This is a genomic window from Veillonellales bacterium, from assembly GCA_039680175.1.
Taxonomy (GTDB): domain Bacteria; phylum Bacillota; class Negativicutes; order JAAYSF01; family JAAYSF01; genus JBDKTO01.
On the sequence record JBDKTO010000008.1, the window covers coordinates 94,411 to 112,482 of the forward strand.

Consider the following 18,072-nt stretch of genomic DNA (forward strand, 5'->3'; position numbering starts at 1 on the left):
GAGAAATATGAGTTAGGTGGGGGGAAAGAAAATGAAGATTCAACGAAAATGGCGCCGGGCATGGAGAAGAGGCGAGCCGTTATATTTGGCCCGTTTTCGTAAACATACATCCGTGAGAAAGCAGCGGCCCAAACTGCGTCTGCTGCGATCAGAAAAAGCATATAAGACGGTGGCTGCGGGCCTGAGCGCATTTGCCATTTTAGATCCCTTAGGCTTGAATATTGCCGCAGCAGCGGCCAACAATATCGTAACCGACGGACAGACGAAGACTACGGTTGCCGCAAACGGCAACATAACCAATATTACAACCAATACGGTTGCCGGGGCAAACGGCTTTAATTCCTTCCAGTATTTTAATGTGAACACCGGCAATACAGTCAATCTACAACTGCCGAAAAACACTGCCAACCTGCTGAACTTTGTAACCGGGGGCCAGCAGTCCAATATTTATGGGATTTTAAATTCCATAAAGGACGGAAAGATTGGTGGTAATGTTTATTTTCTCAATCCCCAAGGAATGATGGTGGGGGCGGGCGGCAGCGTGAATGTCGGTTCTCTGACGGTATTTACGCCGACCAAGGCGTTTATGAATTCGGTTTATAATTCGGCGCTGCAGCAATATGATCCAGCGGCAGTCCAAGAAATCCTCGCTCATTCCCTGCAAAATGCCTATGTACCCATTGATTCCAACGGCTCCATTGTAGTCAAGGGAAAAATCAATGCGATGAATGATATAAAAATGTATGCCGGCAATGTGACAGTGGATAAGGATACGGACACTGCCGGAAATGTAGTTTCCCGGGGAGAAATCAAAAACGGAGCCGTCTTTACGGCAACCGCACCCGGCTTTAGCGATATGGTAAATACCAACGGTGCATCGCGAGGGACAACACTGCAGAATGTTAATGGTAATATAGAAATCGTTGCCGACGGACAGATAATCAATAACGGGACCATTGCTAATTTGACGGGAACTCCTGGGAAAACCGGTGTAAAAACCCATGATGTCACGATTAAAGGCAAGGACATTCAGTTGAATGAAGGTTCTGTTGTGTCGGCAAGGGGATATGGTTCTGATTCTTCCGGCGGAGCGGTTACGGTTAAAGGAACGCAAAGTGCTGTATTTAATAAAGGCGCCGTGATCGATGCCCGCGGCGGGGAGAAATCCGGCGACGGCGGGGCTATTGATTTTAGCGCCAATGATTCGGTGAAGTTAGCCGGCGGGTCCTTTCAGGCCGGTGCGGTGAAAGGTGAAGCCGGCAGTGTGCTGGTAGATCCCTATGGATTAGAAATATCAGAGAGCTTTAACAGCGACGCTGATTTTACCGCCCAAGCAAAAGCTATCACCGTGGACAGCGGTGTGACAATTGACGCATACGGCCATGATATTAATCTGATTGCCAGTATCCATGATTTTAATGACAATGGCGGTGCGGCCTTCATTACCATGAACAACGCGACGCTGCAAGGAAAGAACATCACCTTAAGCGCGACTTCCGCTATTAGCAGCAATTCGTCGGGAATCAACACCCTGGGAGCGTCGGCAAAAATTGACGTGCTTGACAGCACGATTCAGGCAGCCGGAAGCTTGAAGATGACGGCTGCCAGTAATTTAACAATGACTAACCAGCCGACGGCTCAGATACCGGCCAATTCTTGCGGCGATGCAGCGGCGGCTATTTCCAATGGGAACAGCACGGCTTCCGTTCATGTGGGCAGCAGTAAGACTGGCAGTACTACAGTAAGCGCCGGTGGGGGTATGACGCTTAGCGCGGTTAATAGCGTAAACGTGACCACTACTGCCGATGCCAGCGGTAAAACAGCAGGAGCGTCGACGGCGCTCAGCAAAATCAGCAGTACAACGCAGGCTTATGTTGATGGGAATGTCACGATAGCCAATACTCCAGCGGCGTCGATTACCGCTACTTCCGGCAATACGGTTACTACGGTGGCAAAAGCCACAACTCAAGGGGCGGCACAGGATGCCAGCGGCACCAGCCAATCGGCGCAGGAATTAAAAGATTATGAATCCGATGCTTCTACTACTGACGGAAAGGTGACCGCAGCAGCAGCTTTGGCTATTAATGATATTACCAATACAACGCAAGCCTATCTGGCATCCACATCTACGGCAACGACGCCTGTCTTTGCCAATGGTGTTCAGATCAGCAGCAATGCGGTGAATAAATCTCATGTAACTGCTGACGGCAGCAGCGTAAAGTCCGGTGCTACCGGCGTCGGCGTGGCGGTGGGAATCAATAAAGTTACTTCGGACAACGAGGCGTATGTTAATCAAAAAATCAAAGCTAACGGCCTTAAAGTGACAGCCCAAGTCGATGATGCTAATACTCCGACGGCGAAAAATCAGTTAACAACAACCGTCACATCCGGTGCCGGTGATGCCGGTAAGGTGGGAGTGGCCGGTGCTTTAGGCGTGAACTTGGCGAATCTGAGCAGTGCGGCCCAGATAAAGAAAAATGTGGATGGCGACGGCGGCAATATCACATTGCAGGCTGTGAACGATTCTGACAGCACGGTTACCGTCAGCGGAGGATCAAGCGGCGGTTCTGTAGGGATTGGGGCCTCGGCAGCAATGAATATTGTCAAACAAAATTCGGCCCAGGCGCAGATTATCAATGATGCTGATATTACGAATGCCAATAATATCAGTGTTCAGGCCAGCGGCGTTCATACTCTGGACACAGAAGCGACGGCAGGAGCGGCCGGCGGTATAGCGGTTTCGCCGGTAGTAGCCCTGACGGCAGGGGATAACAGCGCCGAGGCCAGTATAGGCACCGGCAGCATACTTACGGCGGGCAGCCTGAATGTCGATGCGACCAATAGTGATACTATCACTACTGCAGCAACCGGCTCGACCGACAGCAGCAAAGCAGCGGTAGGGGCAGCCCTGGCCATCAACGTGGTAAACGATACGGCGACAGCCACTACTGACCGGGACATTACAACCAGCGGGGCAGTGACCTTAAACGCGCAAAATGTAGACAATATAACCGCCAACGCTACGGCCAGCGCCTCAGGCGGTAAAGCGGCGAAAGACGACGGCACAGCGGAGAGCGGACAGCAAAACGTCGATGAAATGGTAAGCAGTCAAACCAGCTTTGGCCAGACGAAACAAGGCAAGAAGCAAAGCGAGCAAAAAAGCGCGACATCAGCCTCGACTAGCGAGGGGAAACTCAGTGCAGCAGCGGCGGTAGGAGTGAACGTCACCGACAGCGAAACGACAGCCAAGACAAAGGCAGGACATACCATTACCACCGGCGGCAAACTGACGGTGAAGAGCGCCCAAAACGCCAGTGATACTGTAAAAGCCGACGGCAGTGCGGTTGAAAGTGCGGATCTGGGCATCGGAGCGGCGGCAGCGATTAACACCGCCACGATCAACAACCTAGCTACACTTGAGAAAGGGACGTACAACGTAACAGGCCTGGATGTGGAAGCTGCGGCGTATAACAATGGGACAAGCAACCGGAGCCTGTTTGACGCCGATGCCACATCGGGAGCCGGGGGCAGCAAAATTAGCGTTGCCGGCTCCCTGGCTCTCAATGTGGTGAACGATATTAGTAAGGCTACCATCAGCAGCGGTGCAAATGTTCCAGCCAATGGCGGCGACGTGACAATTACCGCTGAAAATATTTCCGGCACCAACGCTAAAGCCACTCACGCGAACGAAGGAGCCAGCGACAGCAAACTAGGTGTAGGTGCATCGGTGGCCATAACCATTGAGACGAATGACACCGAAGCATGGGTTGGCGATAACGCGACAGTGACGGGAACAGGAAATAGCAAAGTTGCAGCCACAGCCGATGAGAAATTATCGAATAGCGCTGCCGGCGGCGCTGGCGGCGGAGCTGTGGGGGTTGCCGGTTCCGTGACGGAAGAAACGCTTTCCCTTACTACCAAAGCGTATATTGGTCAAGCAGCGACTATTGCCGCCGGGCAAAATGTGGCAGTCGAGGCTACCGATACAACGACTGCTAAAGATTATGCGGGTGCATTAGCTGACGGCACAAAAGTCGGTATCAGCGCTGGTGTCGACGTAGGTACTATTCAAAAGGACACGGAAGCCTATATCGGATCTTCCGCCAAGGTTAATAGTGGCAATAACGTGGATATCAAGGCGGTGTCCGGCGAGAATATTACCTCTGATGCCGCCGGATTAGCTGGTGGCGGCAGTGCTGGTATCGCCGGTGCCGGTGCCGGTTATTCCCTTACTGATATCACCAAAGCCTATATTGCCAACGGCACTCCCACGGAAACCACGCTCTTGACGGCCGGCGGCAGTCTCTGGCTGGATGCCGACAGCAATACCACGCTGAATATGGTTCAGAATATGGCTGGTATCGCCGATACGATAAGCTTTTGCGCCGGAGCCGGGGTAGCGGTAGTGAACAAGACGACAAAATCCTTTATCGGCACAGAGACGATCGGTGCCGGTACGACCAGCCTTGACGCTTCTAACACATCGGTAACCGCTTTGGGCAGCGGGACCGCTGGCGGCCTTACGGTAGATGACGGTTCCTTTAACGCCAGCTATGGGCAATACGCCAGTGATGAAAATCCTGTTTCGCTTCAGGATACTACCACGGATAAAAAAGGTAATGCTCAAAAAACCTCTATCGGTACCGCAAAAGATACTTCCGGCGATCAGGCTTTAAGCGAGAAGCGGAGCGTGCATAAAGGAACTACTTTCTGGCATGGCCTGGCTGTTACGGCAACCAATCAAGATGACATCCGTACCTTTGCTGTTGGAGGGGGGGTTGCAGCCGATGGGGCGGTTGCTTTATCCGGTGGCGTGAATGTAATTTCCAACACGACGAACGCCCAAATCGGCGACAAGGCAAAAATCAATCAGGATAATGATAGCGGAGCGGATGCGCAGCAGTCGGTCAGAGTTGCCGCGGGTAATGACCTCTATTATATTGGCGTGGCCGGTTCCTTGGCAGGCGGTTCGGTTGCCGGCGTTGGTGCCGGAGCCAATGTTACCGTTATTACCGACAGAACCGATTCCAGTATAGGTCAGTCGGCGCAAGTCAAGGCGAGGAACAGCCTGACGGTAAATGCCCAGGATGGGCAGCAGCTTATTTCTCTAGCCGCTAACGCCAGCATTGCCGGCGAAACAGCAGTCGCCGGTGCCGCTTCCGTATTTTATCTGGATAATGCGACCCAGGCTACGATTGGCGACAGCGCGACCGTTTACACCGGCGGCAACACCCTGGTTAACGCTATTGATACGACCGGTACGGATCTGATCGCCGGTGATGCGGCGGTGGGTTTTGGCACAGCCGGTGTCGGCGGTGCCGTAGGCGTTACTTATATTAAAAAAGATACCCAGGCAACGGTTGGCAGCAATGCTACGGTGGATGTTTTGACGGATCCGCAGCAGTCGGCAGTTAACATGCAGGCTGTTGACAAGGATGATTCCACAAAATTCGATAATGTGTCCGGTCTGCTGGTACAGGCCCAGACCCAGGAGAATGTCCTGACCGTGGATGCCGCCGGAGCGGGCGGCTTTTACGCCGGAGTGGCGGGAGCCGTATCGGTGGAGAGCCTTGATTTGACAACTCATGCCGGTATCGGCAGCAGCGCCAAAATCAATACCGGGGATGGAAAAAGAACCGGCGGCAGCAGTCAAAGCGTGACTGTAGCCGCTCATGACAATACCAAGCTGACCACCATTACCGGTGCGCTGGCGGGTGCCTTAGGGGCTGGAGTTGCCGGTGGCGTCGATGTGGGTGTTATTAAGGACAACACTCTGGCCGATATCGGTGATGGCGCAACGGTGAACGCCAAACAGGATGTGGATGTGTACGCTTTAGCGGAAAAAGCGGTGAACAGCACGACCGTCAGCGCTTCCGGCGGCTTGGGAGCCATTGCCGGCGGTGTGTCGGTCTATTCCATCGGCAACGGATTGGACAGCGATGCGACCAGCCGTTTGAGTACAGCGACAACCTATAAAACAAAGGACTCTTCCAAGAAAAAGAACGACCCAACCGTTTCCAGCGCAGATCAATATGCCGATAACGAAGCAACGAATTCTTCCGTCACCGATTTGCTGGGAAAATATAATAGCGGTTCCATGAGCGGTATCAGTTCTAGTGCAGCTACTTCCCGTAACAGCAGTAAAACCAGCTCGACACTATCTTACGATACGAAAGTATCGAAAGGGACGATTGCCCATATCGGCGCCGGGGCCAATATTCATGCCGGCAGCAAGGTAACGGTGCAGGCCAGCGATAAAATTAACAAATTAAATATAACTACCGGTATCGCCAGTGTAGGCGGTGTCGGGTTGGGAGCCGGCGTCGGTGTGGCAACGGTATCGGATGTGGTGAAAGCCTATGCGGACGACAATACGCAGATCAGTGCCAATAGTACGGGTTCGGTGAATTTTGCGGCGATTATGGATGAAACGGCTGCAGATAAGGCTTATGTTGGTTCGGGCGGTATCATCGCCGCCGATGCGGCGGTCGCTGTTCTTAAGGATCAGAGTCAGGTAGAAGCCAACGTGGGAAATCAAACCGCTATCCATGATGCGAAAACCATCAGTATTACGACTAGCGATAGCCGCCATCTTACGGCTGAAACTGTTGGCGCCGGCGTGGGAGTCGATTCAGCCGGCGCAGCGGTCGCGAAAGTGACCCTAGCTGGGTCCGATAAGGCTTATACAGGTAACGATGTGCAACTGGGCTTGCCTTCCATTACCAGCGGCTCCAGTACAACGGACCAAATCCTCATTGAAGGTAGTGCCGATTTGAAGGCCGACAGTACATCGGAAGCAGCCAACGGAGGAATCGGTCTGGCTGCCAGCGGCAGTGTTGCCGATGCCACTGTTGCAACAACAGTTGACGCTTACACCGGTAAAACAACAGTGACCACAGGCGGCTCCCAACTGGTTACAACCGGCAATACGTTGCACGATTCAGCGGGAAACACCATTGACAATGTTATCATTAAGGCCAGTGCCACGCCTATAGCGAAAGCAACGGCCAAAGGCATCGATATCGGGGCTTTGGAAGTTGGAGTATCCCAGGCGACGGCTTCGGCAAAACCGACTGTGGACGCTTATCTTGGACAGCAAACGACAGTGAACACGAATAATATAGCTATTACGGCTTTGGTGCAGACGCCGGGAAACGATGATTTTGTCTACGCCAGCGCTGTAGCTTCAGGGGGAGGGTTGATTGGCGTTAATGCTACTTCCGCTTCCGCCAGCAATGAAGCCACAGTCGACAGTTACATAGATGACGGCAGTAATTTAAAAATTTCCGGTCAAGCAGTTATTTTAGCTCAAACCGAAACACGGCAACATGCAGAAGCATCCGGTAAGAATGGAGGAATTGTTGCTGTGGGTGCCAATACAGCAACTGCCCAGTCAAATTCTAAAACGAATGCTTACCTGGGACTAGGGACTAAGGTTAATACGTCTGATACGGTTAATGGGACACTTGGGACACCACTAATGGGCCAATTGCTAAAGATTGATGCGGAGGGAACGGACGACAATTACGCCGTGTCGACGGCTGGAGCGGGCGGAGTAGTGACCGGTGCCGCCGCCACAGCTATCACGACGACGACCAGTGTGACCAATGCGTATGTGGAAGACGATACGCAGGTGGGTGAAATGTATGATACAACGAAGTATGATGCTTCCCTGAATACGGTCTATGTTCCCGTTTACTCAATTAAAACGGTAGAGATTGATTCCAACCATACGTCTAAATTCAATAGCAGTGTCAATACGTTGAGCGCAGGTGTTGTCGGTATGAGCGGTGCTAAGGCGACACATACCGAGACGAGTGATGTTACGGCCCGAATCAGCAAGCAAGCTGCGATCAACGTACCGGATGAAGTAAAGCTTGCGGCAAAAGACACGGTGGTGAAAGATTGGCTTGGGGATTTCAGCAATTTTGATACGGGTAAGTATAAGGATAAAGGGGATGCCGCCGACTGGAATATTGCCGCCGGCAGCGGCGGACTTGCTGGTGCTGCCGCTGTACAGGACAACATAACGGTAACAAGCAAAGCTATCGCTGAAGTCGGTGATCAGGCTGATATTCACGCTGGAAGCGACCCCGCCGGTACAGACTGTTTTACCGCTGATGCGGGCAGCAATATTATCGTGCATGACAAGAGCAAAATCAATGCCGGCGAGGCAATTTCCCAAGCCAGTGACCAAACTTCGCTGACGGTGACAAGCACCAATACCGTAAATTTTGGGGCAAACGCAAAAATTAACAGCCTCTACGGAAAAATCAAGGCTGGAGCCAGAGGCGACGCTGATTTGGACGACCGGGTAGCGGTGGATGTCTTTGGCGGCGTGTCAGTCGCTCCTTCCGGTCAAGCAAATGTGTCCTATACTGGGAAAAATCAGCTGGAAGTTAAGCAGAACGCCTCGTTAACGACCGACATGGATGATATTTTTTTGGCAGCCGGTCAGGATTCCAGCGGTAATTCCGGAACGATCAATGATTATGCCGATATTCACATCTGGGATAATACCATCGTCCCTATCGACGTGACTCCCAATCCCCGGGCTGACATTACCAATGATGCTAGCATCGCCATTGACGATGCTGCGGATGTGGCCAGCGCCCAGGATTTATACTTGATTGCCACGAAGGGACAGTTGAACGCCAACTACAGCGGCGTAGGAAAGAATACATATTCGGATCTGGCCAGCCTGATCGGCGTCAGCCTGGAACTTGACGGCGGTTCCGCCTCTGCAGCCGGTACCGGTAGTGTCGTTGTAAACGGAACGGCGGAAACAGGCAGAAATCGTAATTTGAGCCTTGATATAGGCCAAGGATCATATACTCCGCCTCCGTCGGAAATTGCCTATGACAGCGACGGCAATGTGATAGATCCACAAATTCAATGGACGAACAAGTATACAAGAGATTCGTCCAATAAAACGGATAAAATTATTTATCACGAAACGCAAACCACTGTTTTAACCAGTATGACGGAACGACTCAACAACTTGCAAAAATTAAGGGCCGAATATGCAACCGACCCGGTGGCTACTGGCGCTTACGACGCTGAAATTAAATTTTTAGAGACCAAAATGGTTGCTATGGGATTGGGGTATTGGATGACCAATCCGGATACAACCCAAAGTTTTGTCGCTTGTGTGCCGGCCTCCAGCTCGCAGAGTCCCCGGGAGATTGCGCAGGCTTATAAAAATACTATGCAAACGGCGCAGGTAAAATTGCAGCCGGTTCAGAATACCGTCAGTGCAATAAAGACAAGGGATATAGATCAGGGAGTATTGGATACTGACAACGCAACCCTGCAGACTGCTTCCCGTGACCTTGATACACTAGGAATAACGGATAAGACTACTGCTCATTTAAACTCTATTATTGCCGATGGTTCAACTCTCCAAACAACCAAAGATAAATGCACAGCCTACCTTACTGCAGCGGCTGCTGCGACTTTCGCCCAGAATAGAGTAGATGCCGACAAGAGAAATATTCAGACAAATGATACGCAAATTACTGATACCAGCATTTCTCTGAGTGATTATATAAAAAGTCAGGGATTTCTGAGTACGGATGCTTATAACGCCTTAAATACAACGATAACCAACGTAGTGAATCTGTATACCGATGACTATATCAACAGCCTATCGACAACTCCGGAGGACAGTTCATCGAAAATAAACTCCGTCACCATTGACAATGTTATGGCGAAGCTGGGGAATATAAAAGTTACAGCCGACAACCTTACAATTGGCGGCAGCGGCAAATTATCCGCTCCTGGGGATGCTTCTATAAAGATCACCAATTCCACCCCCAGTTATTTGACAGTCAACGACTTGACCATTCGCGACGGCGGGAACATTCTTATCAACGGCGGGGCGGCTTATACACTACCCGACATTGACAAATACAATAAGACGAAAGGATTGAATTCCGGGGATCATGCAAGCCAGGTTGTGACCAAAAAGAATTCCGATGCCCCCGTTATCTCTATCAGCAATACCTTCGATCCTTCTCAATATACCTATAATATAAGAGACACCAACGGAAATACAGAAACCTGCGATGTTTATGCCGCACCGGACATTACTCTCAATGGGACGATTGCCAATTTGGATGGCATAGTATCCATTGCCAGCAAGGCAGGAAGCATTTATTCCAACGGATCAATTTATGCAGGCACTGTGGATATTACCGCCACCAACGGCGATTTTGTACAAAGCTATGTGGAGGGATTTGACAATATCGGCGGCGATCCCAGCTATATTTACAACAACAGGAACAACAGTGACCTGAAAATCAAAGGCATTGTGGCCAACGGCAACGTCTTCATCAGCGCCCGCTACCTGAATATCAACGGCCTTATTCAAAGCGGCATTGCCGACTGGACGGTGACCATTCCGCAAGACGCGACACTGACGGCCACTGCCGCTCAATTGGGGCTGCCGACTCCCGACAAATTGGTTTTATTCTGCAATGTACAGAATGAAGATCATATGAGGTGGATTACGATTCCTGTTTATTATGACTACAGCAGTCAGAAATATCTCTTTGGTGCATCATCCACATCCGGTATTACTTACGACGAATTGCGGGAGGATTATCCTGATCAGATTCTTCCACCTCCTAAAAGCGGCCCTTTAACTTATAAAACAGCCAATGGCAATATAGCGACCTATAACTGGGACACTAACAAATATGAGTTTAATACAGCATTTGCCGAGGATATTAGCAAAACCTTGAGTCCGGGTTCATCCCGATTTGCGCTAAGTAGTACTACGGACAATATTCCAGTCGATTATGATGGCACCAGCCACGAATATGTTGTCGAGGAAACGGCGGTTCACGGCGGAACGGTACAGCTTTACGGCCAAATCATTAATACGGCGCAGGACGGCGCCAGCACAGGTAAAATAAAAGCACTGGACGGATACGGCAGCATTGCCATTACGAATAACTCCGACAAGGCTGTTGTTGTTAATAATCTCAGTACCGGCGACGGTACAGCCGGCGTTATTGATATTACCGATATCCAGTCGGTCAGTCCCGACGGTAAGACGGTGACAGCCAAGCATACGGTTTATACCAGTAAAGACGGTGTACTTACCGAGAAAGTGGATGGTCAGACTGTGCCTGTATCCAGCCCGACCACTATAACCAACCAGGACGGCTCCACCCGGCAGGGAACAACCTATCAGCCCCAAGAAAGCCTGTACTATACCTGGACTACGGGTACAGATACATCGATAACCACCACATACTATTACAAAACCAAGAAGCTCTTAGGCTGGAAATTTTCCGATCATTTGGAAGGGGATGTTACGGGTATATCGATGGGCGTAGAAACACCTCTGGATGGAGGTATTTATTTAAGCAATAGCCGGCCTTACGATGGATCCACAACTGGCACGGTGATCGACAACTACAGTTCCGATGGATATCATTCCGGTATTACGATTCAAGAATCTAACGGAACGCCTCAATACCAAAAACTGCAGGAATGGACGACAAGTTCCTGGCTGGGACTTGTGAAAACCTACCACCAGATTTATGAGATCACTAAGCCGATGAAAAACATTACGATCAATACTGTTTCCGCCAGTAACCCTATCGGCATTGAATTTATCGGCAGCAACAGCGGAACAGTCAAGATTACAAGCAATACGAACATTGGTTTGACCGGCTCGATCAGCAATTCTGCCGGAGCAACAACGATTCATGCCGGCAGCGGCGATATCAGCCAGAATGCAGGCGCTCTGATTACCACAAAGACGTTGGATATGAGCGGTGCCACTATAGGTACCAGCGACCAGGCAATCCGAACGGAAAATGTTGATACGCTGACGGCTGTTGCCAACGCCACGAATACGCAGACTGCTGTTGCCGACACCGGAAATATTTACGTAAATCAGATAATAGGCGGTATTGGACTTAAGCAGGTGACAGCCGATAAAGGAATTGTCAATATTGTTGCCGATGGCAGCATTACCGGAGTTAATGCTGCTACAAATGATTCCGGCGGCAATAAGTCTGTAGTGAGAGCAAAACGGATTGAACTCACCTCCAATAATGGCTCTATCGGCACCAGCGACAGTAATGGAGCGCTGCAGATTGCGGCAGGCGATACGTCGTCCATTCTGGCAGCGGATAAAAAACAGTATGGCTTGAAAGCTTCCGCCATGGATGGAATCTATATTAAAAATAATCAGGATACAAGTAACAATCAATACGACGGAAACCTGCTGGTGGATACGGTGGTATCCGCCATCGGTGATGTAACCTTATCGACTGCGGGTCAAATGATCGATAATAATCTTGAGGAACAAATAGACAGTCACACATACAATCAATTGTTAAACTATTGGAATTCCTTGCAGCTTACGGGTAGCGCGGCCGAAGATAAATTGACAGACGCGGTTACAGCCTATGAGCATAGAAAAACAGCCGACTACCAGACCTATTGGCAATTAAAAACGCATATCGACGGCAATGGCAAGTATCAGCTTACGGATGCGGAAACAGCTTGGCTGAACGCACAGAACCAGGATATAACCGCCTATGTGCAGAGTCAGGCGGATAAGTACGATGCTTTGAAAACGGAAGGGGTTGATAAATGGAATCACGCCAGCGGCACTTTTGACTCAACCTGGACCTACACGGTTAAAAAGGGTTCGGATGAATATAATCAATTGGCGAAAGGCCATTCCTGGACAGATACCCAACTGGCTGTATCCGTGTCAAGCGGTACGCTGAAGCAGCTCACCGATACCAACCCCGTAATAAAGGCGCCCAATGTTAAGGGAAAACACGTGCAGTTGAATGCAGATAAGGGAATCGGCTCCGAAGTAACCCTCAATATAAGTGCCGATGCAATTAAAAATCCGTTAAATAACACAACATCGTCGATTGTCCTGACCGATGATCAAAGAGTTGCCCTGGCGGCGGCAGAACGGGATGATATCAAAATCAACGCCGACGGGTCCATTCAGGTACTGCAGCGCAAGCCGGTGAATGTCGCTGTGGGAAGTGACGGCTACCTGCTGGCGACAGCGAAGGCTGATTACGCCTATCTGGCCTCCGAAGGATCGGTGCCGTTGGAAACAATCAACGCCCAGGGACCGGTGCGGCTGAAAGTCTCTGGTGGTATTGAAAATGCATGGACCGATTCAACGGCGAACATTATCAGCAATGGGCATAATGTGGTACTGGAAGCTGCGGACGGCAGCATCGGAACAATGACGAATCCGGTTCGGCTTGATCTTTCAGGACAGGGAATTCTCACCGCCCGGGCCGACGGCAGTATTTATATCACCGATAAGTATACCGGCAGTGGTGCTAACGAGAATCTTAAGATTGACAATATCTATTCCAAGCATGATGTAAATCTTGATGCTGCCGGCTCCATTCTCGCGGCATACACCGATACAGTCAATATCGAAGGCGAAAACTTGACATTAACGGCGGGAAACGGCAATATCGGTGTTGCTTCCGATGCGAAGAACGATACTGCGTCCAAGTATCTGCAAGTAACGCTTGAAAAGGCGGATTCTGATCAACCGCCTTACGAACTAACGGCAACGGCAGAGAATGGAGATATTTATTTGGCAAGTCCTGGTACTAATGATTTTACAATCGCCAAGGTAAAGGCGCATAATGCCTACCTAATGTCCGATGCCGGCGATATCCAGATTGATGCTGCAAAAGGGGGTGTTACCGCAACTACTGTTGCCGACTTGTATGCGTACAAATCAGTCTTCCAGGCGGCAGCGGGGACAGCTATTGCGGCTGATGATATTCAGCTTGAAGCCCATACCGGCAGTATCGGAGCAAGCAACACCGGCGGCGGGGCACTGCAAGTTGCCGCTACCGGTGCCGTAACGACAGCTAAAGGAGCGCAGGGGGTCTACCTTACGCAGGAGGGCAGCTTTATCGCCAACGATGTGGAGTCGACCGCCGGGAATATCAGCTTAACGGCGACGACGGGCAATCTTGAGACAGGTACAGTCACCGCCACCAGCGGCAGCGTGACAATGCACGCCCATAACAACATCACTGCTGGTACGACCACCGGCGCTGCCGGAGTGAGCCTGACGGCGGACACCGGAGATATTAAGGCAACTCAAACGAGGGTTACCGGCAGCGACGCGGCGGAGGGCATAACGATGACGGCGACGGCGGGCAATATTGAGACAGGTACAGTCACCGCCGCCGGCGGCAGCGTGGCAATGCACGCCCATACTGGCATTACCGCCGGTATGACTGTCGGCGGTGCCGGAGTGAGTCTGACGGCGGACACCGGAGATATTAAGGCAACCGAAACGAGGGTTACCGGCAGCGACGCGGCGGAGGGCATAACGATGACGGCGACGGCGGGCAATATTCAGGCCGATACGGTTACGGCCCAGGGAGGAACCATCATATTAAATGCCGGCGGTTCGATTACTTCTGTGGGAACATCCGGTTTGCCGGACGGGATCAGCGGCAAGGCCGGAGTGAAAATGACGGCTGACAATATTACTGCGGATGATGTGGAATCGACGGCAGGAGACATCAGCTTAACTGCTGCGAATGTCAATACGAAAACGGTCAAAGCGGATAGTGGCAATATCAACTTAACGACGACGGGCAATCTTGAGACAGGTACAGTCGCCGCCGGCGGCAGCGTGACAATGCATGCCCATAACAACATTACCGCCGGTACGACCACCGGCGGTGATGGAGTCAGCCTGACGGCTGACAGTATTACCGCGGATGATGTGGAATCGACGGTAGGAGACATCGGCTTAACTGCTGCGAATGTCAATACGAAAACGGTCAAAGCGGATAGTGGCAATATCAACTTAACGACGACGGGCAATCTTGAGACAGGTACAGTCACCGCCGGCGGCAGCGTGACAATGCACGCTCATAACAACATTACCGCCGGTACGACTACCGGCGCTGCCGGAGTGAGCTTGACGGCGGATACCGGAGATATCGATACTACTGACGTGGAATCGTCGGCGGGAGATATCACTATTGATTCCAAGCAAGGGGCCGTAGGATTTACCCATGTAATAGCGAAAAAAGGTTCTGTGGTACTGACGGCGCAGCAAGGCGATCTTAAAGCAAAGACTGCTGATTCTGCGGGTAATATTCAGGCGGATGTCATTACCTTAACGGCAAATAGCGGCAGCATTGGGGCTTCGGCAAGTCCGCTGCTGATTGACTCGTCCACTACCACGGACGGAGTGGTAACGGCAATGGCCGCAGGAAGCGTTTACCTTCAAGAAGTGAATGGCAACTTTAACATTAATCAAATTCAGTCCGCAAACGGAGGTAATATTGATCTGACTGCCGCTAACGGTTCTCTGTTGAATCGCGCCCAACAGAACGGAGCTGTGAATCTGATTGGGCAAAACATAACCTTGGCTGCAGCGCCGGGAAGCATCGGTGAAATGGGGAAACGTTTTGTAGTTGAGGCTGGAGGAATATTGAATGCTTCTGCCGATAGCGACGTGGATCTGGAACAGCATACCGGCAATTTACAATCCGATTATATCAGGAGTACCCATGGTTCTATGGATTTAAACATACCCGACGGCAAAGCATTGGTGACTGACTTGTCGGCTCCAAACGGAATACTGCAGATAGCGGCAGCCGGAGGAATGAAAATTGGTAATTTGGATGGTTCCCAGATTACCCTAGGTTCTCCATTGCCGGACAGTGTTATCGAAATTAGCCGCGTTCGCGTTTCTAATGGAATGACTATTAATGCCGATATTATTAACTTGTCGTCAGTTACCGGTAGCGGAAGCGGGCCGCTGGAATTTAGTTTTGGCGGCGGCAGCCAAGGTTTGGCCAAAGATATTACGGTCGAAGTGACGTCGCCGACCAGAATTGATTTTACCCATTTAGCTGCGGATACGGCTACAATTGATGCCCAGGCGGATACGTTGCAATTTGACGATATCACCATCGGCAGTCGGGCAGATATTAATAATAACCTTTTCACTGTAGTAGTCAATAATCATTATGCCGGTACGTTGGAAGGCGATGTAGAATTGAATCCGGGAGAAACGCCATTCAACTTGTATATGTCAACCAACAAATATGTCTCTACCAGTTCCAGAATTTTAAACTACGATCCGTCCTTTATAGTCAACGACTTCAGCACCGACAACAGCTATACCCGGGTAGCGGAAAAAATGCTGGTAGGTATGACTAAGCCGCTGGCAACGACCGGGAACTTTGTTCCGGTTCCCGTTGCTGCACCAACTACTATTATCGGAAGCGGTGTTAATATCGGAATGAGCCTGATTACCGGGGCAGTAACCGGAACAACATCCGAACCAAGTATCGTACCGGGTGCAGGAACTGCGGCAGAAAGCACTCCTCAAGCAGGTGTCGGCGTGCCGAGCGCGGCAATTACAGCCGGAAGCACGCCTGAAGCAAGTATTGGTGGAATACTGAGTGGGGGAACAGGCCTTCCAGCAGGAGGCATTGTTACGAGTGCTGAAAGTGCAGCGGCTGGAGAACCCGGGGTTATCGGTTCTGATGATAAGGAGAAAGAAAAAGACGCCGGTTCCGGCGACGGTGAGTAATTTAAGAAAGGTTTACCCGCCGCTGTGCCCGTGGCGGAAGCAGTAACCGCAACAAATGGAGAAAAATAAAAATTACAAAACAGAGAGAAGGAATTTGATTATGCTTCAGGGGAAAAAAATATTGTTTGTATTCATGGCCATCGGCATCTTACTGTGTGCCATGGGAACGGTTCAGGCCGCGCCTGCCGCTGCGTCCGTGGGTTATGTTGATTATTTATATTTGATTAATCACCATCCCGATACATCTGGTGCTAATGAGGCGCTGAAGGCAGAGCGTGATCAGGATAAGCAGCAGTATGACGAGAAGTCCGCCGCACTCAGTGACCCGGATAAACAGGCCTTGGCAAAACAACTCAATCAACAGGTGGAGCAAAAGAGGCAGGAACTGCTTAAGCCGATCGCGGAAAAAATTAATGCTGCAATCAAAGAAGTTGCGGATGAAAAAGGGTTGTCAATCGTCATCAGTAAAAACAACGTGATTTATGGCGGGGTTGATATTACCGCTGATGTCTTGCAAAAGATCGGCGGTAAATAAGCAGCTAAAAATCATCTTTCTAAAGTGGATGTGGCGCAAAACAAGGCTTTTGTATCCGAAAGGATCAAAAGCTCAGTTTGCAAAGGGAACATACTAAAGGATTTAAATTATAAAGTCGATATTATGTTCAAATAATTTTAAACATAATATCGACTTTTATCTGATAAATAGTTCTTTATAAGATGAGTTTGTTCACGCTTTTTACAGCGATACAAAACCCGCCACCGATTGACTGTCGTCAAGGTGACGAGTTTTTGACGCTTAATTTTTTGAATTTGTTGGGATGGGTTCAATTTCCGTATACACTCATAGCGTTGGTAATTCGAAAATATATTAACTTTTGAAAGGACAATGTTATTTGACGTAGTATAAAATAATTGATAATTGGTTTGTATACTACTTGAGATATATAAAGCGTAAGGTGCAAAATGAGAAATTTAGGGGACTGGTTTAATAGTATCGAAGGAATTCGAGCAGCAATCAAAAATTTTACTATTCCTAAATTTATAAATAAAAATGAAGTAGTAGATATTAAAAATAGGTTTATATCATCAAATATATCGTGTACCCCAAGGTACATTATTTTGTCCGCTGGATTTTTCCATTAAAAAAGAAGAAATATGCACCAAGAAACTTACTGTCCCGGCAGCGGTATAATTCCCCTGCATAGTAATGCGTTGAAATGATGACAAAACAGTAAGAAGGTGGATAGGGATGAAATTCTCAGAACGAACCCGATATACATTGGCGAATTCCATTAAAGAACTTATGAGAAATATTCCACTAGATAAGATTAGTGTTCGGGAAATAGTCGAGAATTGTGGAACGACCCGCCAAACGTTTTACCGGAACTTTAAAGATAAATACGATTTGGTCAATTGGTATTTTGACAAAATTGTTCAAAAGACCATCAAACAGATGGGACTGAGTCTGTCTTTAGAAGAAGGGTTAA

Annotated in this window: 3 protein-coding genes; all 3 read left to right on the top strand. The window is 49.8% G+C overall.

Going from position 1 to position 18,072, the window contains the following annotated elements:
- Positions 1-31: 31 nt before the first annotated feature.
- Entirely contained in the window at positions 32-16,585 is a 16,554-nt protein-coding gene (locus tag ABFC84_01515) for a leukotoxin LktA family filamentous adhesin (GenBank protein ID MEN6411423.1), read from the top strand.
- A gap of 55 nt (positions 16,586-16,640) precedes the next feature.
- Positions 16,641-17,120, top strand: a complete 480-nt coding sequence (locus ABFC84_01520; GenBank protein ID MEN6411424.1) for an OmpH family outer membrane protein — start codon at positions 16,641-16,643, stop codon at positions 17,118-17,120.
- A gap of 714 nt (positions 17,121-17,834) precedes the next feature.
- Positions 17,835-18,072: TetR family transcriptional regulator (locus tag ABFC84_01525; GenBank protein ID MEN6411425.1), on the top strand; the 238-nt coding region annotated here is incomplete at its 3' end.